At 40.4% G+C, this 12,933-nt stretch carries 16 protein-coding genes; 4 read left to right on the top strand and 12 right to left on the bottom strand.

Annotated features, from left to right (window positions below):
* Positions 1 to 8: 8 nt before the first annotated feature.
* Positions 9 to 545, top strand: a complete 537-nt coding sequence (locus NL111_RS02620; protein WP_285110424.1) for a 3'-5' exonuclease — start codon at positions 9 to 11, stop codon at positions 543 to 545.
* Here the strand turns inward: NL111_RS02620 and NL111_RS02615 are convergent.
* The 3 genes from NL111_RS02615 to NL111_RS02605 are packed head-to-tail and all read right to left on the bottom strand — an operon-like array spanning position 538 to position 2,200.
* Positions 538 to 1,044 (bottom strand): GNAT family N-acetyltransferase, encoded by a 507-nt coding sequence (locus NL111_RS02615; protein WP_285110423.1) that lies wholly within the window; start codon positions 1,042 to 1,044, stop codon positions 538 to 540. The two genes, NL111_RS02620 and NL111_RS02615, sit on opposite strands and share 8 nt — an antisense overlap.
* A complete protein-coding gene (gene tsaE / locus NL111_RS02610) occupies positions 1,034 to 1,507 on the bottom strand; it encodes a tRNA (adenosine(37)-N6)-threonylcarbamoyltransferase complex ATPase subunit type 1 TsaE (RefSeq protein WP_004166671.1) in 474 nt (157 codons plus the stop codon). Before tsaE ends, NL111_RS02615 begins: the two co-directional genes overlap by 11 nt.
* Positions 1,508 to 2,200, bottom strand: a complete 693-nt coding sequence (locus NL111_RS02605; protein ID WP_002831140.1) for a uracil-DNA glycosylase — start codon at positions 2,198 to 2,200, stop codon at positions 1,508 to 1,510.
* A gap of 110 nt (positions 2,201 to 2,310) precedes the next feature.
* Between NL111_RS02605 and NL111_RS02600 the strand changes: the two genes are divergently transcribed.
* The 3 genes from NL111_RS02600 to NL111_RS02590 are packed head-to-tail and all read left to right on the top strand — an operon-like array spanning position 2,311 to position 4,319.
* On the top strand, positions 2,311 to 3,183 hold the full coding sequence (locus NL111_RS02600; RefSeq protein WP_063504651.1) for a Cof-type HAD-IIB family hydrolase: 873 nt from the start codon (positions 2,311 to 2,313) through the stop codon (positions 3,181 to 3,183).
* Between the two features lie 19 nt (positions 3,184 to 3,202).
* Entirely contained in the window at positions 3,203 to 3,772 is a 570-nt protein-coding gene (locus tag NL111_RS02595) for an LURP-one-related/scramblase family protein (protein WP_002831139.1), read from the top strand.
* Positions 3,759 to 4,319 carry a GNAT family N-acetyltransferase gene (locus NL111_RS02590; protein ID WP_285110422.1) on the top strand — a complete coding sequence of 187 codons (561 nt, stop codon included), beginning with the start codon at positions 3,759 to 3,761 and terminating at the stop codon, positions 4,317 to 4,319. Before NL111_RS02595 ends, NL111_RS02590 begins: the two co-directional genes overlap by 14 nt.
* A gap of 119 nt (positions 4,320 to 4,438) precedes the next feature.
* Here NL111_RS02590 and smpB read toward each other — a convergent pair whose 3' ends face one another.
* The 9 genes from smpB to NL111_RS02545 all read right to left on the bottom strand — a co-directional run bounded on the left by smpB (position 4,439) and on the right by NL111_RS02545 (position 12,917).
* The gene (gene smpB / locus NL111_RS02585) at positions 4,439 to 4,906 is read right to left on the bottom strand and encodes an SsrA-binding protein SmpB (protein ID WP_002829908.1); all 468 of its coding nucleotides are present in this window, start codon (positions 4,904 to 4,906) and stop codon (positions 4,439 to 4,441) included.
* Between the two features lie 15 nt (positions 4,907 to 4,921).
* Positions 4,922 to 7,273 carry a ribonuclease R gene (rnr, locus tag NL111_RS02580; protein WP_002829909.1) on the bottom strand — a complete coding sequence of 784 codons (2,352 nt, stop codon included), beginning with the start codon at positions 7,271 to 7,273 and terminating at the stop codon, positions 4,922 to 4,924.
* 144 nt (positions 7,274 to 7,417) lie between these two features.
* Complete coding sequence (secG, locus tag NL111_RS02575; protein WP_002829910.1) at positions 7,418 to 7,654, bottom strand: preprotein translocase subunit SecG; 237 nt, start codon at positions 7,652 to 7,654, stop codon at positions 7,418 to 7,420.
* A gap of 217 nt (positions 7,655 to 7,871) precedes the next feature.
* Positions 7,872 to 8,807: a pyrimidine-specific ribonucleoside hydrolase RihA gene (rihA, locus tag NL111_RS02570; RefSeq protein ID WP_119178976.1), complete on the bottom strand. Its 936-nt coding sequence runs from the start codon at positions 8,805 to 8,807 to the stop codon at positions 7,872 to 7,874.
* Positions 8,808 to 8,832: 25 nt separating this feature from the next.
* Entirely contained in the window at positions 8,833 to 9,192 is a 360-nt protein-coding gene (locus NL111_RS02565; RefSeq protein WP_058121034.1) for a hypothetical protein, read from the bottom strand.
* A gap of 15 nt (positions 9,193 to 9,207) precedes the next feature.
* Complete coding sequence (locus NL111_RS02560) at positions 9,208 to 10,392, bottom strand: NupC/NupG family nucleoside CNT transporter (protein ID WP_058121033.1); 1,185 nt, start codon at positions 10,390 to 10,392, stop codon at positions 9,208 to 9,210.
* 21 nt (positions 10,393 to 10,413) lie between these two features.
* Entirely contained in the window at positions 10,414 to 11,571 is a 1,158-nt protein-coding gene (locus NL111_RS02555) for an iron-containing alcohol dehydrogenase (RefSeq protein ID WP_058121032.1), read from the bottom strand.
* A gap of 4 nt (positions 11,572 to 11,575) precedes the next feature.
* Entirely contained in the window at positions 11,576 to 12,265 is a 690-nt protein-coding gene (locus tag NL111_RS02550; protein WP_230937759.1) for a DUF6198 family protein, read from the bottom strand.
* Positions 12,225 to 12,917: a phosphoribosylanthranilate isomerase gene (locus NL111_RS02545; RefSeq protein ID WP_058121031.1), complete on the bottom strand. Its 693-nt coding sequence runs from the start codon at positions 12,915 to 12,917 to the stop codon at positions 12,225 to 12,227. Before NL111_RS02545 ends, NL111_RS02550 begins: the two co-directional genes overlap by 41 nt.
* Positions 12,918 to 12,933 lie beyond the last annotated feature (16 nt).

Genomic DNA, 12,933 nt, shown 5'->3' with positions numbered 1-12,933 from the left:
TGATATTTTTGAACTTTGTTGCCATTGATTTTGAAACTGCCGCGCCCGCGCGGGCAAGCGCTTGTTCAATCGCGCTTACGGTGGTTCAAAATGATCAAATCACCGACGAACTGTACTCTTTAATTAACCCGGAAACCAAATTTCATTGGCGAAACGTTCAAGTACACGGAATCCACGAAGCCGACGTTCAGGACGCACCCACCTTTCCGGAGCTATGGCCGATTTTACAGCCGTTCTTTACTCCCGACCAACTTGTCGTGGCCCACAACGCCAACTTCGACAATAGCGTTTTAAAGAAGACGCTGGAGCGTTACGAACTTAACCGGTTGCCTTACCAAACTTTGGATACTTTGCGGACTTCCCGCAGCTTTTTCCCTAATTATCCTAACCACAAGCTCAACACGCTCTGTGATAATTTGGGGATTGAATTAGAGCACCACCACAACGCCTTAGACGATAGTTTGGCGTGTGCGGACATCTTGTTATATGAGAAGAAACAATTCGGTGCGGACGCCATCAGTAGCTTTATTCGTAAAGTTAGCTAAGCTTACGTGCCATTCGTTTTAAACTCCGGCCCTGATCATCCTTGATCGGGGCTTTTTTAGTTGTAAAGCCCATCTTTTCGTATAGGTGGATAGCCGGCTCGTTATCCGTCAGGACATCTAGCCAAATGGTCGATAAGGAGCTGTAATTTTTAGCCCAATATAATGCTTCATCGACTAATAGGGTTCCAATCCCGTTGTGCCAATACTTTTCAAGCACGCCGACTCCCAACTCTGCCTGTCCCTTTTTAGCGTCCGTTTCCACAATCGTTAGCAAGCCGATTGGAGCATCCCCCAACTTTGCCAACAATAAAAAGTTAGTCGGACTTTGCTGAATTAACGCTAAATTTTGTTGAATCAGCTTGAGCTCCAGCTGATGGATGGTTGGGTCAAACTCAATTGAATCCGTCTCCGTTTCTAATTGGTCAATTAGCCTCACGATCGCTTGGGCGTCCTCGGGAGTTCCCTCCGTTAGGTAAACTTCATCTTCCCTATTGGCCATTGATTTGATCCTCAAGGAACTTTTCAAATTGCTGGTACCGTTCGCCGTTGGGTTCGATAGTTAGAAACCGCTGGGTGTTATCGTGGTTCCGGTCCAACCCAATCTTCAAGTATTCTTCGGGCAGGTATTCCTTAATAAACTGAGCCCACTCAATAACGGTAACCCCATCACTTTCAAAATATTCTTCTAAACCAATGTCGTCGGCATTCCCATCTTCCAACCGGTACGCGTCAATGTGATAAAGCGGCATCCGCCCGTCATGGTACTCGTGGATGATTGTGTAGGTGGGGCTTTTTACGTAGCGTTTAATCCCTAAAGCTTGGGCAATGCCCTTCGTTAAGGTGGTCTTCCCCGCCCCGAGATCTCCGTCTAACACAACCACATCGTTAGGATGCAGAAGTTTACCAATCATTTTGCCAAATTCAATGGTCATTTCTTCGTTTCGTAATTGATAAGTTTGCATTTATTTTTCCTCTTCTACGTGTTCTGGTAGTTGCCAATCAATCGGCTTTTCCCCCATTGCTTCCAAAGCTGCGTTAGTTTTGGAAAACGGCTTGGAGCCAAAAAAGCCCCGGTATGCCGATAACGGACTGGGATGCGCAGATTGAATAATAATGTTTCTGGACTGGTCAATTAACTTAATCTTGTCACGCGCGGCCCGCCCCCACAAAATAAAGATCACCGGCTTTTCACGTTCCGACAACCGTTTAATTGCCGTGTCGGTTAGTCGTTCCCAGCCGTGACCTTGATGTGAAAAGGCCTGACCGTTGCGCACCGTTAATACGGAGTTAAGCAACAGTACTCCTTGGTCCGCCCATTTCTTCAGGTATCCGTGTTGCACCGGTTTGACTCCTAAATCATCCTGCAATTCCTTGTAGATATTTTGTAAAGACGGGGGCACCGGCACTCCCGGGCGCACCGAAAAACTTAGTCCGTGCGCTTGGTGAGGACCATGATACGGATCCTGCCCTAAGATAACCACTTTAACCTCCGAAAACGGCGTCCATTCGAACGCTTGGAAAATGTGATACATATCGGGATGGATATTTTGGGTTGCGTACTCCTGCTTTAAAAATTGGTGGAGATTTGCGTAATAATCCTTTTCAAATTCACTTTCTAAAACCTTCTGCCAATCGTTATGAATAATTGTTTTCATACCTCAATCTTCCTCGAACAATTTGTTACTTCCATTCTAACTGATTTCTGAAAAAAATGGCGGGGTTCATGTTAAAATTAGGATAAATATATGGATTGGATGTGCATAACATGATTTCAGTGATTGCTTCAGATATGGACGGAACGTTACTTAACGAAGAAATGCAAATTTCACCAGGTAATGCTGCGGCGATTAAAAAAGCGCAGGACGCCGGAGTTCATTTCGTCGTGGCAACGGGTCGCGAATATCGTGAAGCGAAACCCCTTTTAGAGACTTACGGGCTTTCCGTACCACTCATCACCCTCAACGGTGCCGCAATTTTTGACACCGAAGGCAAAATTCTTGATGAAGTGCCGATTACTAAGCCTAACGCGCAGTTAATCATGCACCAACTCGAGAAACGCGGACTTTACTACGAAATCACCACCAACCAAGGCGTGGTTTCCAACAGTCGGACCCGGCGGATTGAAACGGTCTCTCACCTTTTAGAGACCGTTAACCCAGATACGCCATTCAAACTAGCAGTGGCCATGTCTTCTGCCCGGGTAGAATTAATGAACATCCGGTACGTAGATAATTACCAAGTGCTACTTGACGATCCAAAAATTCAAATTTTGAAGCTGGTTGCGTTTGGTCAAAACGGCCAAAAGGGATTAAAACCCGTCCGGGAAGCTATTCAACAACAGGTTGACGTAGCAATTTCATCATCGTTTGAAAATAACATTGAAATCAACAGTCCCCGTGCGCAAAAGGGACTTGCCGTACAGAATTTTGCGGACCAACTTGGGATTCCGATGTCCCAAGTGATGACGATTGGTGATAACTTAAACGACGCTTCCATGTTGCGCGTCGCGGGCGTTAGCTATGCCATGGGCAATGCAATTCCCGAGATCAAGCGCCTGGCAAACCACCTCACCGTAACTAACAACGAGGATGGGGTTGGAAAAGCCATCCTGGAACAGCTTGCCGAAAATCAACAATAATTAAAAAGAGGCTAAGCCGATGCAGAGATTCTATCTAAAAAGTCAAGGACTAGAAAATAAAGGTGCTACCACGGTTAGCGATGAAAACCATAATTCCAAATACCTTCTAGTTGGCAAATGGGGCATCAAACGTGATGCCCTTTCTGTTTACGATATGCAAGGCCAGCTCCGAGCTGAGCTTAAGCAAATCGCGGTAGGACTATTACCCAAGTTTAAATTGTTCTTAAATAACCACGAAGTTGGAACAGTGACGACTCCCGTAGGCTTCATTCGCGGGCTCTTGTACGTTCACAACCTTCGCTGGATTATTATTGGAGATACCGTTACCTGCCACTTTAAGGTTTTTCATGGCTTAACTAAAATTCTTGAAGTTAACCGCGTTCAAATCAACGGCAGTGCGTATATTGAATTGAACGTTTTCGTAGAATCCAATACGCCACTGTTTATTTGCTTAGCGGCGATTCTCGACCGCTGGATTCAAAAGCGCCCCCCACTTCGGGAGCCTAAACTAGTTCGAACTTGGAAGATTGAGTCAGACACGGCTGGCTATAATAATTTTTCGAAGGAGAATTCTAATGCAAATCACTAAGGCCACTACTGAAGACATGCCCCAAGTTGTTGAACTACTCAAAATCATTCTCGATGAAATGGAGCTGCCTTTTTATTTGAAAAACGATCCTCAAGAAGTTACTAAACTATTCGTAGCAACTTTCCAAAGTCCCCTATACCAAGAGGCCGCCGACGTGGTTGTTGCTAAGATGGATAACCAAGTTGCGGGAGTCGCCTTTGGCTATCCAGGCGCTAACGAAGAGAAGTTAAAGGATGAATTTCAAAATCATTTTGACCAAGTTGCCCTCGCTCCTCAGCCCATTTACGAAGAAGCTGAAGCTGACGATGACGAGTGGTACCTCGATTCGCTAGTAGTTAACCCTGATTTCCAAAATCACGGAATCGGTACTAAGTTGCTTAATGCCCTTCCCGAATACGCAAAAGCTCGTGACTTAAAAATGGTTGGGCTATTGGTTGATGATTTGAATCCTGACGCAGAACGCCTTTACCGGCGAATTGGTTTCCAACTCGACCACCGGCAAATTGTTTCTAGTCACCACTACCAACACTTGAAAAAAGAAGTTTAACCTTCTCGAATTCTCATTAAAGCATCCGAAACAAAAAATAGCTATGGATTATCCCCCTCGATGGAGGGAGTTATCCACAGCTATTTTTTATTATTCACTTATCAATAAACGCCGCCCGTTTAACGGTTCTTCAACGCGCGTTCAATTTCCCGTTGTTGGTCACGTTTCTTCAAAGTTTCTCGTTTATCGTATTCGTGCTTTCCTTTAGCAACCCCGATCAGCACCTTCGCAAAGCCGTGCTTAAGGTAAACTTTTAAAGGCACAATCGTGATTCCTTTATTTTGGCTAGCTTCTTGTAACTTTTGAATTTCTTTTTTGTGCAACAAGAGCTTCCGATTTCGCAACGGATCGTGATTAAACTGATTACCTTGCAAGTATTCACTAATTTGCACGTTCATCAAAATTGCTTCACCATGGCGAATTTGCACAAACCCGTCTCTGAGGGTGATCCGGCGTTCCCGAACTGATTTGATTTCCGTACCGGTTAACGCAATTCCCGCTTCCATCGTGCTTAAAATGGAATAATCATGGCGAGCCTTTTTATTTTGGGCTAAAGCTTGATCCTTTACCTGTGGTTTTTTAGCCATACGAAACCCTCCTCTTTATTTTTTGTGAGAAGTATTCTTAGAAAAGCGTTTGACGTTTTTATCTTTGTAGAATGGTTTGTTGTTGGAATTATTCGAACGTTGCCCGTTTTGCCGGCGATTTCGGTTACCATTCCGTTGACCACCCTTATTACGGTTGAAGGATTGCCGAGGTGGCAACTTAATTTCGCTAGTTGGCGTCTTTTCCGGATGCAACAACTCAAAGTCCACTTCAGCCTGGTCCTTTTCCACCCGCATTAACTTCACCGCAACTGGTAAGCCAATTTGGAAGGTCCGGTGGGTGTTACGGCCCACTAGCGCCATTTGATTTTCCACGTATTCGTAGTAATCGTCCTTCATGGTACTAATATGGATTAAGCCTTCAATGGTGTTTTCCAATTCAACAAAAAGTCCGAACTTCATTACGGAACTAACCATGGCGTTAAATTGTTCACCAATGTGGTCGCCCATGTATTCAGCCTTCTTCATACTGTCAACATCGCGTTCCGTATCGATTGCGCGTCGTTCAAGTTGGGAAGTATGTTCCGCAATTTCCGGAATAATGTCCGCGTACTTTTCTTGAGCGTCTTTTCCAGTACCATCTTCCGCATAATGGCGAATCAGCCGGTGAACAAACAAGTCGGGATACCGCCGAATTGGCGAAGTAAAGTGGGTATAGTACTTAGCTGCTAACCCAAAGTGACCTAATGACCTAGCATCGTACTTCGCTTGGCGCATGCTCCGCAGTAACATAACCGAAATCATGGCTTCTTCGCGAGTTCCCGCAACTTTCTTGAGGACGCTTTGCAACATCTTTGGTTTAAGATCCTTAGTGCTTCCCTTAACCACGTGGCCAAAGGTTGATAAGAATTCGAAGAAGGTTAACATCCGTTCGCTATCTGGGGTTTCATGAACCCGGTATAGGAACGGTACGTGGGCGTCGTAGTAATGCTCTGCCACCGTTTCATTAGCCGCCAACATGAAGGATTCAATCATCCGTTCTGAGGTTCCGCGTTCCCGCACCTTAATATCAATTGGGTGCCCATTTTCGTCGACAATGATTTGTGCTTCGTTGTCGTCAAATTCAATGGCTCCACGTTGTTTACGCCGCTTCAAAAGCAGCTTGTGCAACTTGCCCATCATTTCAAACATTGGCACTAAATCTTGGTAACGCTCGATGGTTTTCTTATCGCGTGCTTCCAAGATTTTGTTAACGTCGTTATAAGTCATCCGGGCGTTAGACTCAATGACACTTGGGTAGATTTTATGGCTTAACACTTCGCCATCCGGACTGATTTCCATTTCACAAGTCATCGCTAGCCGTTCTACGTTAGGGTTTAAGGAACAAATCCCGTTAGAAAGCTTCCGCGGTAACATTGGAATTACCCGGTCCGTTAAATAAACACTGGTACTGCGCCGATATGCTTCCTTATCAAGTGGGGAGCCTTCCTTAACGTAGTGGGAAACGTCCGCGATGTTAACTAGCAAGCGATAGTTACCGTTGTCTAACTTTTGTAAGCCAACCGCATCGTCAAAGTCTTTTGAATCGTCGCCGTCAATGGTAACCACTACTTCGTTAGTTAAGTCCACGCGACCTTGTTTTTCGGCTTCAGTAACGTGGTCGGGAATTTGAGCAATTTCTTCTTTAACGTCATCCGGAAATTCAGTTGGTAACTCATGTTGGTAAACAATTTCCAGAATATCTACTCCCGGATCGTCGCGGTACCCAATCGTCTTTTCCGCAACCCCTGCAATTAACTTAGGGGCGTTGGGTTTTGGATATTGGGTAACCTGAGCAGTAATCACCGCTCCGTCTTCGGGGTGAATACCGCCTTCTAGCACGTCAAACTCGTAGTTAGACATCTTTTTATCTTTTAAATTAATGTGCCCGAGCACGTTATGAGCAGGGTCTGGAGCAAATTCAAACACTCCCACTGCTTGGGTGAGATGCCGTTTGGTAATCTTCTTAACAATTCCTTCCGGACCCCGGTCGTCACCTTTTTTAGACGGACGCACGATTTTTACATCGACTTCGTCCAAATTAAGTGCGTAGGCGGTGTGTTCTTCACTGATATAAATATCAGGAATTTCATCGTCTTCTACCGCTACAAAACCAAAGCCGCGGTCATTTGCTCGAAAGGTTCCGTGAACGAGCAATTGGTTTTGGGGGCGGGCAATTTTAAACTTGTCATCCGCCGTGATTTCTACTTTGTGGGACCGTTCCAACGAAGTTAATTCTTTGACCAATTCGTTGAATACGGACGCCTTTTCTAAACTAAGACCCTTAAACAATTCTTCCGCGGTGAATTTTTGTGTAGGCCGTCGCTCCAAATAATTAATAATTGAAGCTTGAAGTTTACTTGATTCCATTACTTACCTCTATAAATTCATAGTATTAAATAAAAAAGCTAAAGACAAAACCATGCTCGATTTTGTCTTTAGCCATTCCTAATCCGTCCCAAAAATGCCTTAGGACTTCGCTAAATGCAATTTTTTTGTTAGATACGATCGCTTTTAATGGGCCGATACGTAAACCATTGCAATGGTGATAGCAAAAAACAAGAAAAGCAAGACTGCCGTTACTCTTTGCATGAACGCTTCAAATCCACGTGACTTTTGCTTTGAGAATAGGTCACCAGCCCCACCTGTCAATGAAGACATCGCATTATCAGTCTTTGCCGGTTGCATCATAACCGCAATGATTATGACCACTGACAGAATCAATAGAATTGTCATCAGAAGTGAGTACACAAGATGACCTCCTTTGTATTCTAAATAAGTTCTAGTATTAATTTAACATACTTACGGGTGAATTCCAATTTAAACAAAAAACTATTTACATTATGTTGCTTCTGTAGCTATTATTCAATTCTAATATTAGGACATTAAAAAACAAAGTAGCTTTCAATGCTAGATTAATCTGGCATTAAAGGCTACTTTAAAATTTTAACTTATCCCAGTTTACGTGTTACTCAGAAAATGTTTTCAAAGAGTTCATAATCAATTGGATAAACTTCTTTCGATCAATATCAAGTAATACTTCTGTATTTTTAGGTTTGTTAGTTAACTCATAATAGTCACATACCGTTTCTCCAGTAGTTAATTTTCCTTGCAGTTCTACATCAACATTCATTAACTTACTTTTGAACATTTGCGGATTGATTAACCACGCAATTGTACACGGATCGTGTAATGGAGCTCCTTTAAATCCCCATTTTGGGGTTTCATGATACTTTTCAAAAAAATTCAACAATCCATGAAAAGCATGTGCAACCTCATTATCGATTTTATTTATTTCTTCAATTTCGCTTTTTAAAATCTGAGCTTTATGCGTTACATTAAGAGGTGCCATTACTAAAGGGACTCCAGCATTCATCACAATTTTTGCCGCTTCAGGATCCACAAATATATTAAATTCTACTGAGGGAGTCCAATTTCCTAATCCCATTGCACCACCCATATATATTACTTTATCAAGTTTATGGAATAATTCTGGATAAACACGTAAAAATAATGCTGCATTGGTCATTGGTCCAGTCACTACTAAAGTTATTGGTTCTTCTGAATTTTCAATTGTTTTTGCCATCAGTTCAATAGCTGTTAATGAACTTGGAGTAATTACTGGTTCTGGTAGCGTAGCACCATCTAAACCCGACTTTCCATGAACATTTCCGGCTGTTTCAAGCGTTTTAACAAGTGGAACATGGTTTCCACCTGCCACCGGGATGTTTTCTTGTCCCATTAAAGTTAATAACCTCAAAGCGTTATTTAAAGTTTTTTCTGGGGTTTGATTTCCAGCTGAAGTTGTTACTGCGGTTAGATCAATATTGGACGATGCAATTGCTAACATCATTGCTAATGCATCATCATGTCCTGGATCGCAATCTAAAATAATTTTGGTCATATAAAATCCTCCTAGTAATTCTCAGTTAATATTCACCTACATGCTTGTTAAACAAATAAATAGTAGCTATCCCGACAATAGAAATCACAGTGAAAAATAGTTCGACTGTTCCCCATCTCTTCGAGGTTATTGTTATTACATTACTTATAAAGCCAATCATATAAACAACATTGATGAATCTTAAAAAGGTAGCAGCAAATCGTCTATGTTTAAATAATGTAAATAATCCCCAAACATATAAAAATAAAACGTAACAAACAGAGCGTTCGAATGAGCCTGCGCCAAATTTAAATCCTTGTGTAATAAATGGAAATGCATTATCAACACTAAATAAAATAACAATTAATACTGCTAAAAATACTAAGCTAATTTTCGAAGTCTTCATAAATTTATATCCTTCTTAGAAATACAAACCTACAATAGTACCTGTTAAAATAGACGCCAATGTAGCTCCTACAAGGAGTTTCATAGAGAATTTAGCAACATAACCGCCTTGCTCTGCACTAATAGACTTAATGGAACCTGTAATAATTCCAATAGTTCCAAAGTTAGCAAACGAAACCAAATAGGCTGAGATTATTGCATTTGCCTTAGTACTCAATTCCCCTGCCATACTGTGTAAGGAACCCATAGCTACAAATTCATTAGTAATTAATTTGGTTGCCATCAAACTCCCCGCTTTTAAAACATCATGTGATGGTACTCCCATCACAAAAGCAATTGGCGCAAAGACATACCCGATTATGTCCGTAAAACTTATATGGATAAGATACATAAAGGAATTATTCAAAAAAGTAACTAATGCTACAAATCCAATTAACATTGCTCCAACTGTAATAGCTAGGTGAAATCCATCAATAATATAATTTCCTAAAACTTGGAAAAAAGGTTCTTGTTTACTTTTATGAATTTCTACTAGCTCATCGTTAGCTTCCGGTACGTATGGATTAACGATACAAGAAATGATTAAGGCAGACAATATATTTAAGAAAACAGCTACTACTACAAACTTTCCAGGAACCATTTTCATATATGAAGCTAGCATTGCAGCTGATACAGCACTCATCGCTGAAGCACATATCGTATATAAGCGACGTTCATTTAATTTAGGTATTTGATCTTTAATAGTTAAAAAAACTTCTGGTTGACCTAAAATGGCTGTTGAAATTGCAAAATAGCTTTCCAATTCACCCATATCTGAAATTTTATTTAAACCACGTCCAGTCCACTTAATGATAAATGGTAATACTTTTATATAATTTAAAATTCCAACTAAAGCAGAAATAAAAACGATTGGCATTAACACTGTTAAGAAGAAAACTGAGCCGCCTGGTTTAATCATTAACCCACCAAAAACAAAATCAACTCCTCCAGAAGCTTGATTCATCAACCAATTAAAAAAAGAAGAAATTCCCTTTAATGCATTAATTCCACCTGAGGTATGTAAACAAACAAAGGAGATAATTATTTGCAGTAAAAATAGGCGCCCCATCGATTTGAATCTAATATTTTTGCGATCTCCACTAATAAGCCAACCAATTGCAAAAACAGATGCTAAACCAGTAAATAAAAAGAGAAAGTTCATAATATTCACCTCATTATTATGTTATCTGCCGTACTCGTCTAAGAAATCGCTTACGTTTTTATAAGTTAAATCCACTGGTGTATTTATTGCAAAACGTTCATTTAAAATTTCTTCAATATTACTTTTAATTTCCTTGGTAGTTAATCCATAATCACTAAATGGATGTAATCCCAAAATATCATCTCGGAAATCTTTGTAAGCCTTAATTGCAATATTGGTAGTGTTTTCTGGGCTAGGCTCTTCAGTAAAGGTTGCCCCCAAAATCTTACCAATTTCGCGAACCTTTTTTGGCATACTTTGTCCAACTAGTTTCAACACCCCCGGCAATGCATAAGCAACCGCCTCTCCATGAACAATGTGATATTTAGAACCCAAAATGTGAGCAGTAGAATGTCCAATATTAGTCCCAGCATTATTCAACATCCAACCAGCCAAACTTGCAGCTACCATGACTTTTTCACGCGCTTCACGATCCTTTCCATTTCTCACTGCTACAGGTAGATAGTTATAGATTAAAAACATAACTTTCTCACAGATAGCATCTGTCATAGGAGTAGATAATCTTGATAAATATCCTTCGGCAGCATGTGAAAATGCATCTAGTCCTGTCGCAATAGTCATTTTAGGCGGTAACGTTAATAATAAATCTGGATTTAATACAGCGTATTCACTGACCGCATTGTCAGACAAAATAGCCATTTTTTGCTTTGTCTTTTTATCTGTTAAAACTAAAGCATTGGACATTTCACTGCCTGTACCAGAGGTAGTGGGCACCGCAATAAGTCCTAGAGATCTTTTAATATTCCTTTTTTCTTTTGCGTAGTCCATAATATTGCCGCCATTAATTCGTACAATATTTATTCCTCTTGCTACATCGATTGAACTTCCTCCACCAATAGCAATAATGCTATCAGCCTTGGAATTTTCAAATGTTTTTACTCCTTCATCAACAACTTCTGTCGCTGGATCAGGTACTATTTGATCAAAAACATTAAATTCGATACCTTTTTTAGTGAACTTCTTTTGTACTTTTTTAATCACATCAAACTCAGCTAAAAAGCTGTCCATAACTATCAAAGGATGTTGATAACCTTCATGATGTAAAATGTCTACTAATGTAGTGGCTAAGTTATCTGTATTAACAACTTTTACTTGCTGTAGTAACTTATAATTTACCAAATCATTACTCCTTTTCGATTTTTAAATATTTTTTGAACCATCCACCTAAAGACTGTATAACTGGGCCAGTACTAGTAGCGGCAACAAGAGTAATTAGCCCAAATTTCCCACCTAATAAAATACCTAATGATGTTAAACATATATCAAAAATAATTTTGCTTTTACGAATACTCCACTCCGTTTTATCGCGAATAGTTAGCATAATACCATTAAAGGGATCTACTCCAATTTCAGTGGCAACAAATAGGCTAATCCCTACATAGTAGAGCGCTATTCCCGTAGTCCCACCCATCAATCTCGTCAAAATATCTTTTCCAGAAAAAATCATTGGATATAAGCGTGACCCTATTGTAATAAAGAATCCGTATGGTAATAAATAAAGGGCGGTACCTATGTTTACGTAACGTCGACCTAATGCTAGTAAAATTATTATCAATACTATATTAATAAAGTTAGAGACATAACCTAGATGTATTGGTTTCATATTAAACATTACGCGTATACCATCGTATACAATTCCGACTGGATCGTTTCCTAAACTAGTATTATTATTAAATGCCACTCCTATACAGACCAAAAGAACTCCAAATATAGCTAATAAAACTTTTTTAATACTTAACTTAGTAACGAAACTTGGAAAATTTTTTGCCCATTCAAAGCCCCAACTTTGCTGCAGCTTTATCCGCTTCTTCACAAAATTCGCGAACTTTATCAATGTCCTTTTCCATATTACCGTTTTCATATTTAATGCTTGTCTTAGTAAGAGAATCAACCCCATATGGCTTAATTTTTTCAATTGCTTCAGCAACGTTATCTGGACCTAACCCGCCAGCTTCTATTACTGGTACGTTTACTTCTTTTACAATTTGAGCGTCGATATTCCAATCGTGAGTTTGCCCGCTCGCTCCAATTCCTGTATCAGGTGCCAACCCAGAGTCCAATAAAATATAGTCGACATAGGAAGAAAAGCTTTTAGCACGGTCAATAGCTGATTCATTATCTACTAGAACAGCTTGCATTAATTTAGTACTTGGTGCTACTTCTTTTAGTCTCTCAACAAATTCCCGAGTGGCAGCATATCCATCACCAGCAATATGTAAAATATCAGGCTGGATTTCTTCTGCAATTTCAAGCATCTCTTCAGGATCATTAGTTAACATAATTGCAACAGAAGTGACCCCCCTACGTTTTGCTTCACTAAAAATTTTATGCACTCTCTTAATTGGAACTCTATGAGCAGGTACGCCACCATTTTGCATTGGTACTAATCCAATATTGTCTGCTCCTGCTTTCATAGTTTCTACTGCTTCATCATATTGAATTAAAGAATAAATTTGTTTAATCATTATTGTCCCTCCACAA

It is taken from the genome of Pediococcus sp. AC40 (genome assembly GCF_030252485.1).
In the GTDB taxonomy this organism is placed as follows: Bacteria; Bacillota; Bacilli; order Lactobacillales; family Lactobacillaceae; genus Pediococcus; species Pediococcus acidilactici.
The sequence above is the reverse complement of the archived record's forward strand: the minus strand, read 5'-3'. Positions and strand labels throughout refer to the sequence as shown.

Excerpts from the sequence above, each read along its gene's own strand:
- NL111_RS02560 (WP_058121033.1), bottom strand. The coding sequence starts at position 10,392 with ATGAACTTTCTCTTTTTATTTACTGGTTTAGCATCTGTTTTTGCAATT.
- NL111_RS02600 (WP_063504651.1), top strand. The coding sequence starts at position 2,311 with ATGATTTCAGTGATTGCTTCAGATATGGACGGAACGTTACTTAACGAA.
- NL111_RS02615 (WP_285110423.1), bottom strand. The coding sequence starts at position 1,044 with ATGGCCAATAGGGAAGATGAAGTTTACCTAACGGAGGGAACTCCCGAG.
- rihA (WP_119178976.1), bottom strand. The coding sequence starts at position 8,807 with ATGACCAAAATTATTTTAGATTGCGATCCAGGACATGATGATGCATTA.
- NL111_RS02565 (WP_058121034.1), bottom strand. The coding sequence starts at position 9,192 with ATGAAGACTTCGAAAATTAGCTTAGTATTTTTAGCAGTATTAATTGTT.
- rnr (WP_002829909.1), bottom strand. The coding sequence starts at position 7,273 with ATGGAATCAAGTAAACTTCAAGCTTCAATTATTAATTATTTGGAGCGA.
- smpB (WP_002829908.1), bottom strand. The coding sequence starts at position 4,906 with ATGGCTAAAAAACCACAGGTAAAGGATCAAGCTTTAGCCCAAAATAAA.
- NL111_RS02595 (WP_002831139.1), top strand. The coding sequence starts at position 3,203 with ATGCAGAGATTCTATCTAAAAAGTCAAGGACTAGAAAATAAAGGTGCT.
- tsaE (WP_004166671.1), bottom strand. The coding sequence starts at position 1,507 with ATGCAAACTTATCAATTACGAAACGAAGAAATGACCATTGAATTTGGC.
- NL111_RS02605 (WP_002831140.1), bottom strand. The coding sequence starts at position 2,200 with ATGAAAACAATTATTCATAACGATTGGCAGAAGGTTTTAGAAAGTGAA.
- NL111_RS02590 (WP_285110422.1), top strand. The coding sequence starts at position 3,759 with ATGCAAATCACTAAGGCCACTACTGAAGACATGCCCCAAGTTGTTGAA.
- NL111_RS02545 (WP_058121031.1), bottom strand. The coding sequence starts at position 12,917 with ATGATTAAACAAATTTATTCTTTAATTCAATATGATGAAGCAGTAGAA.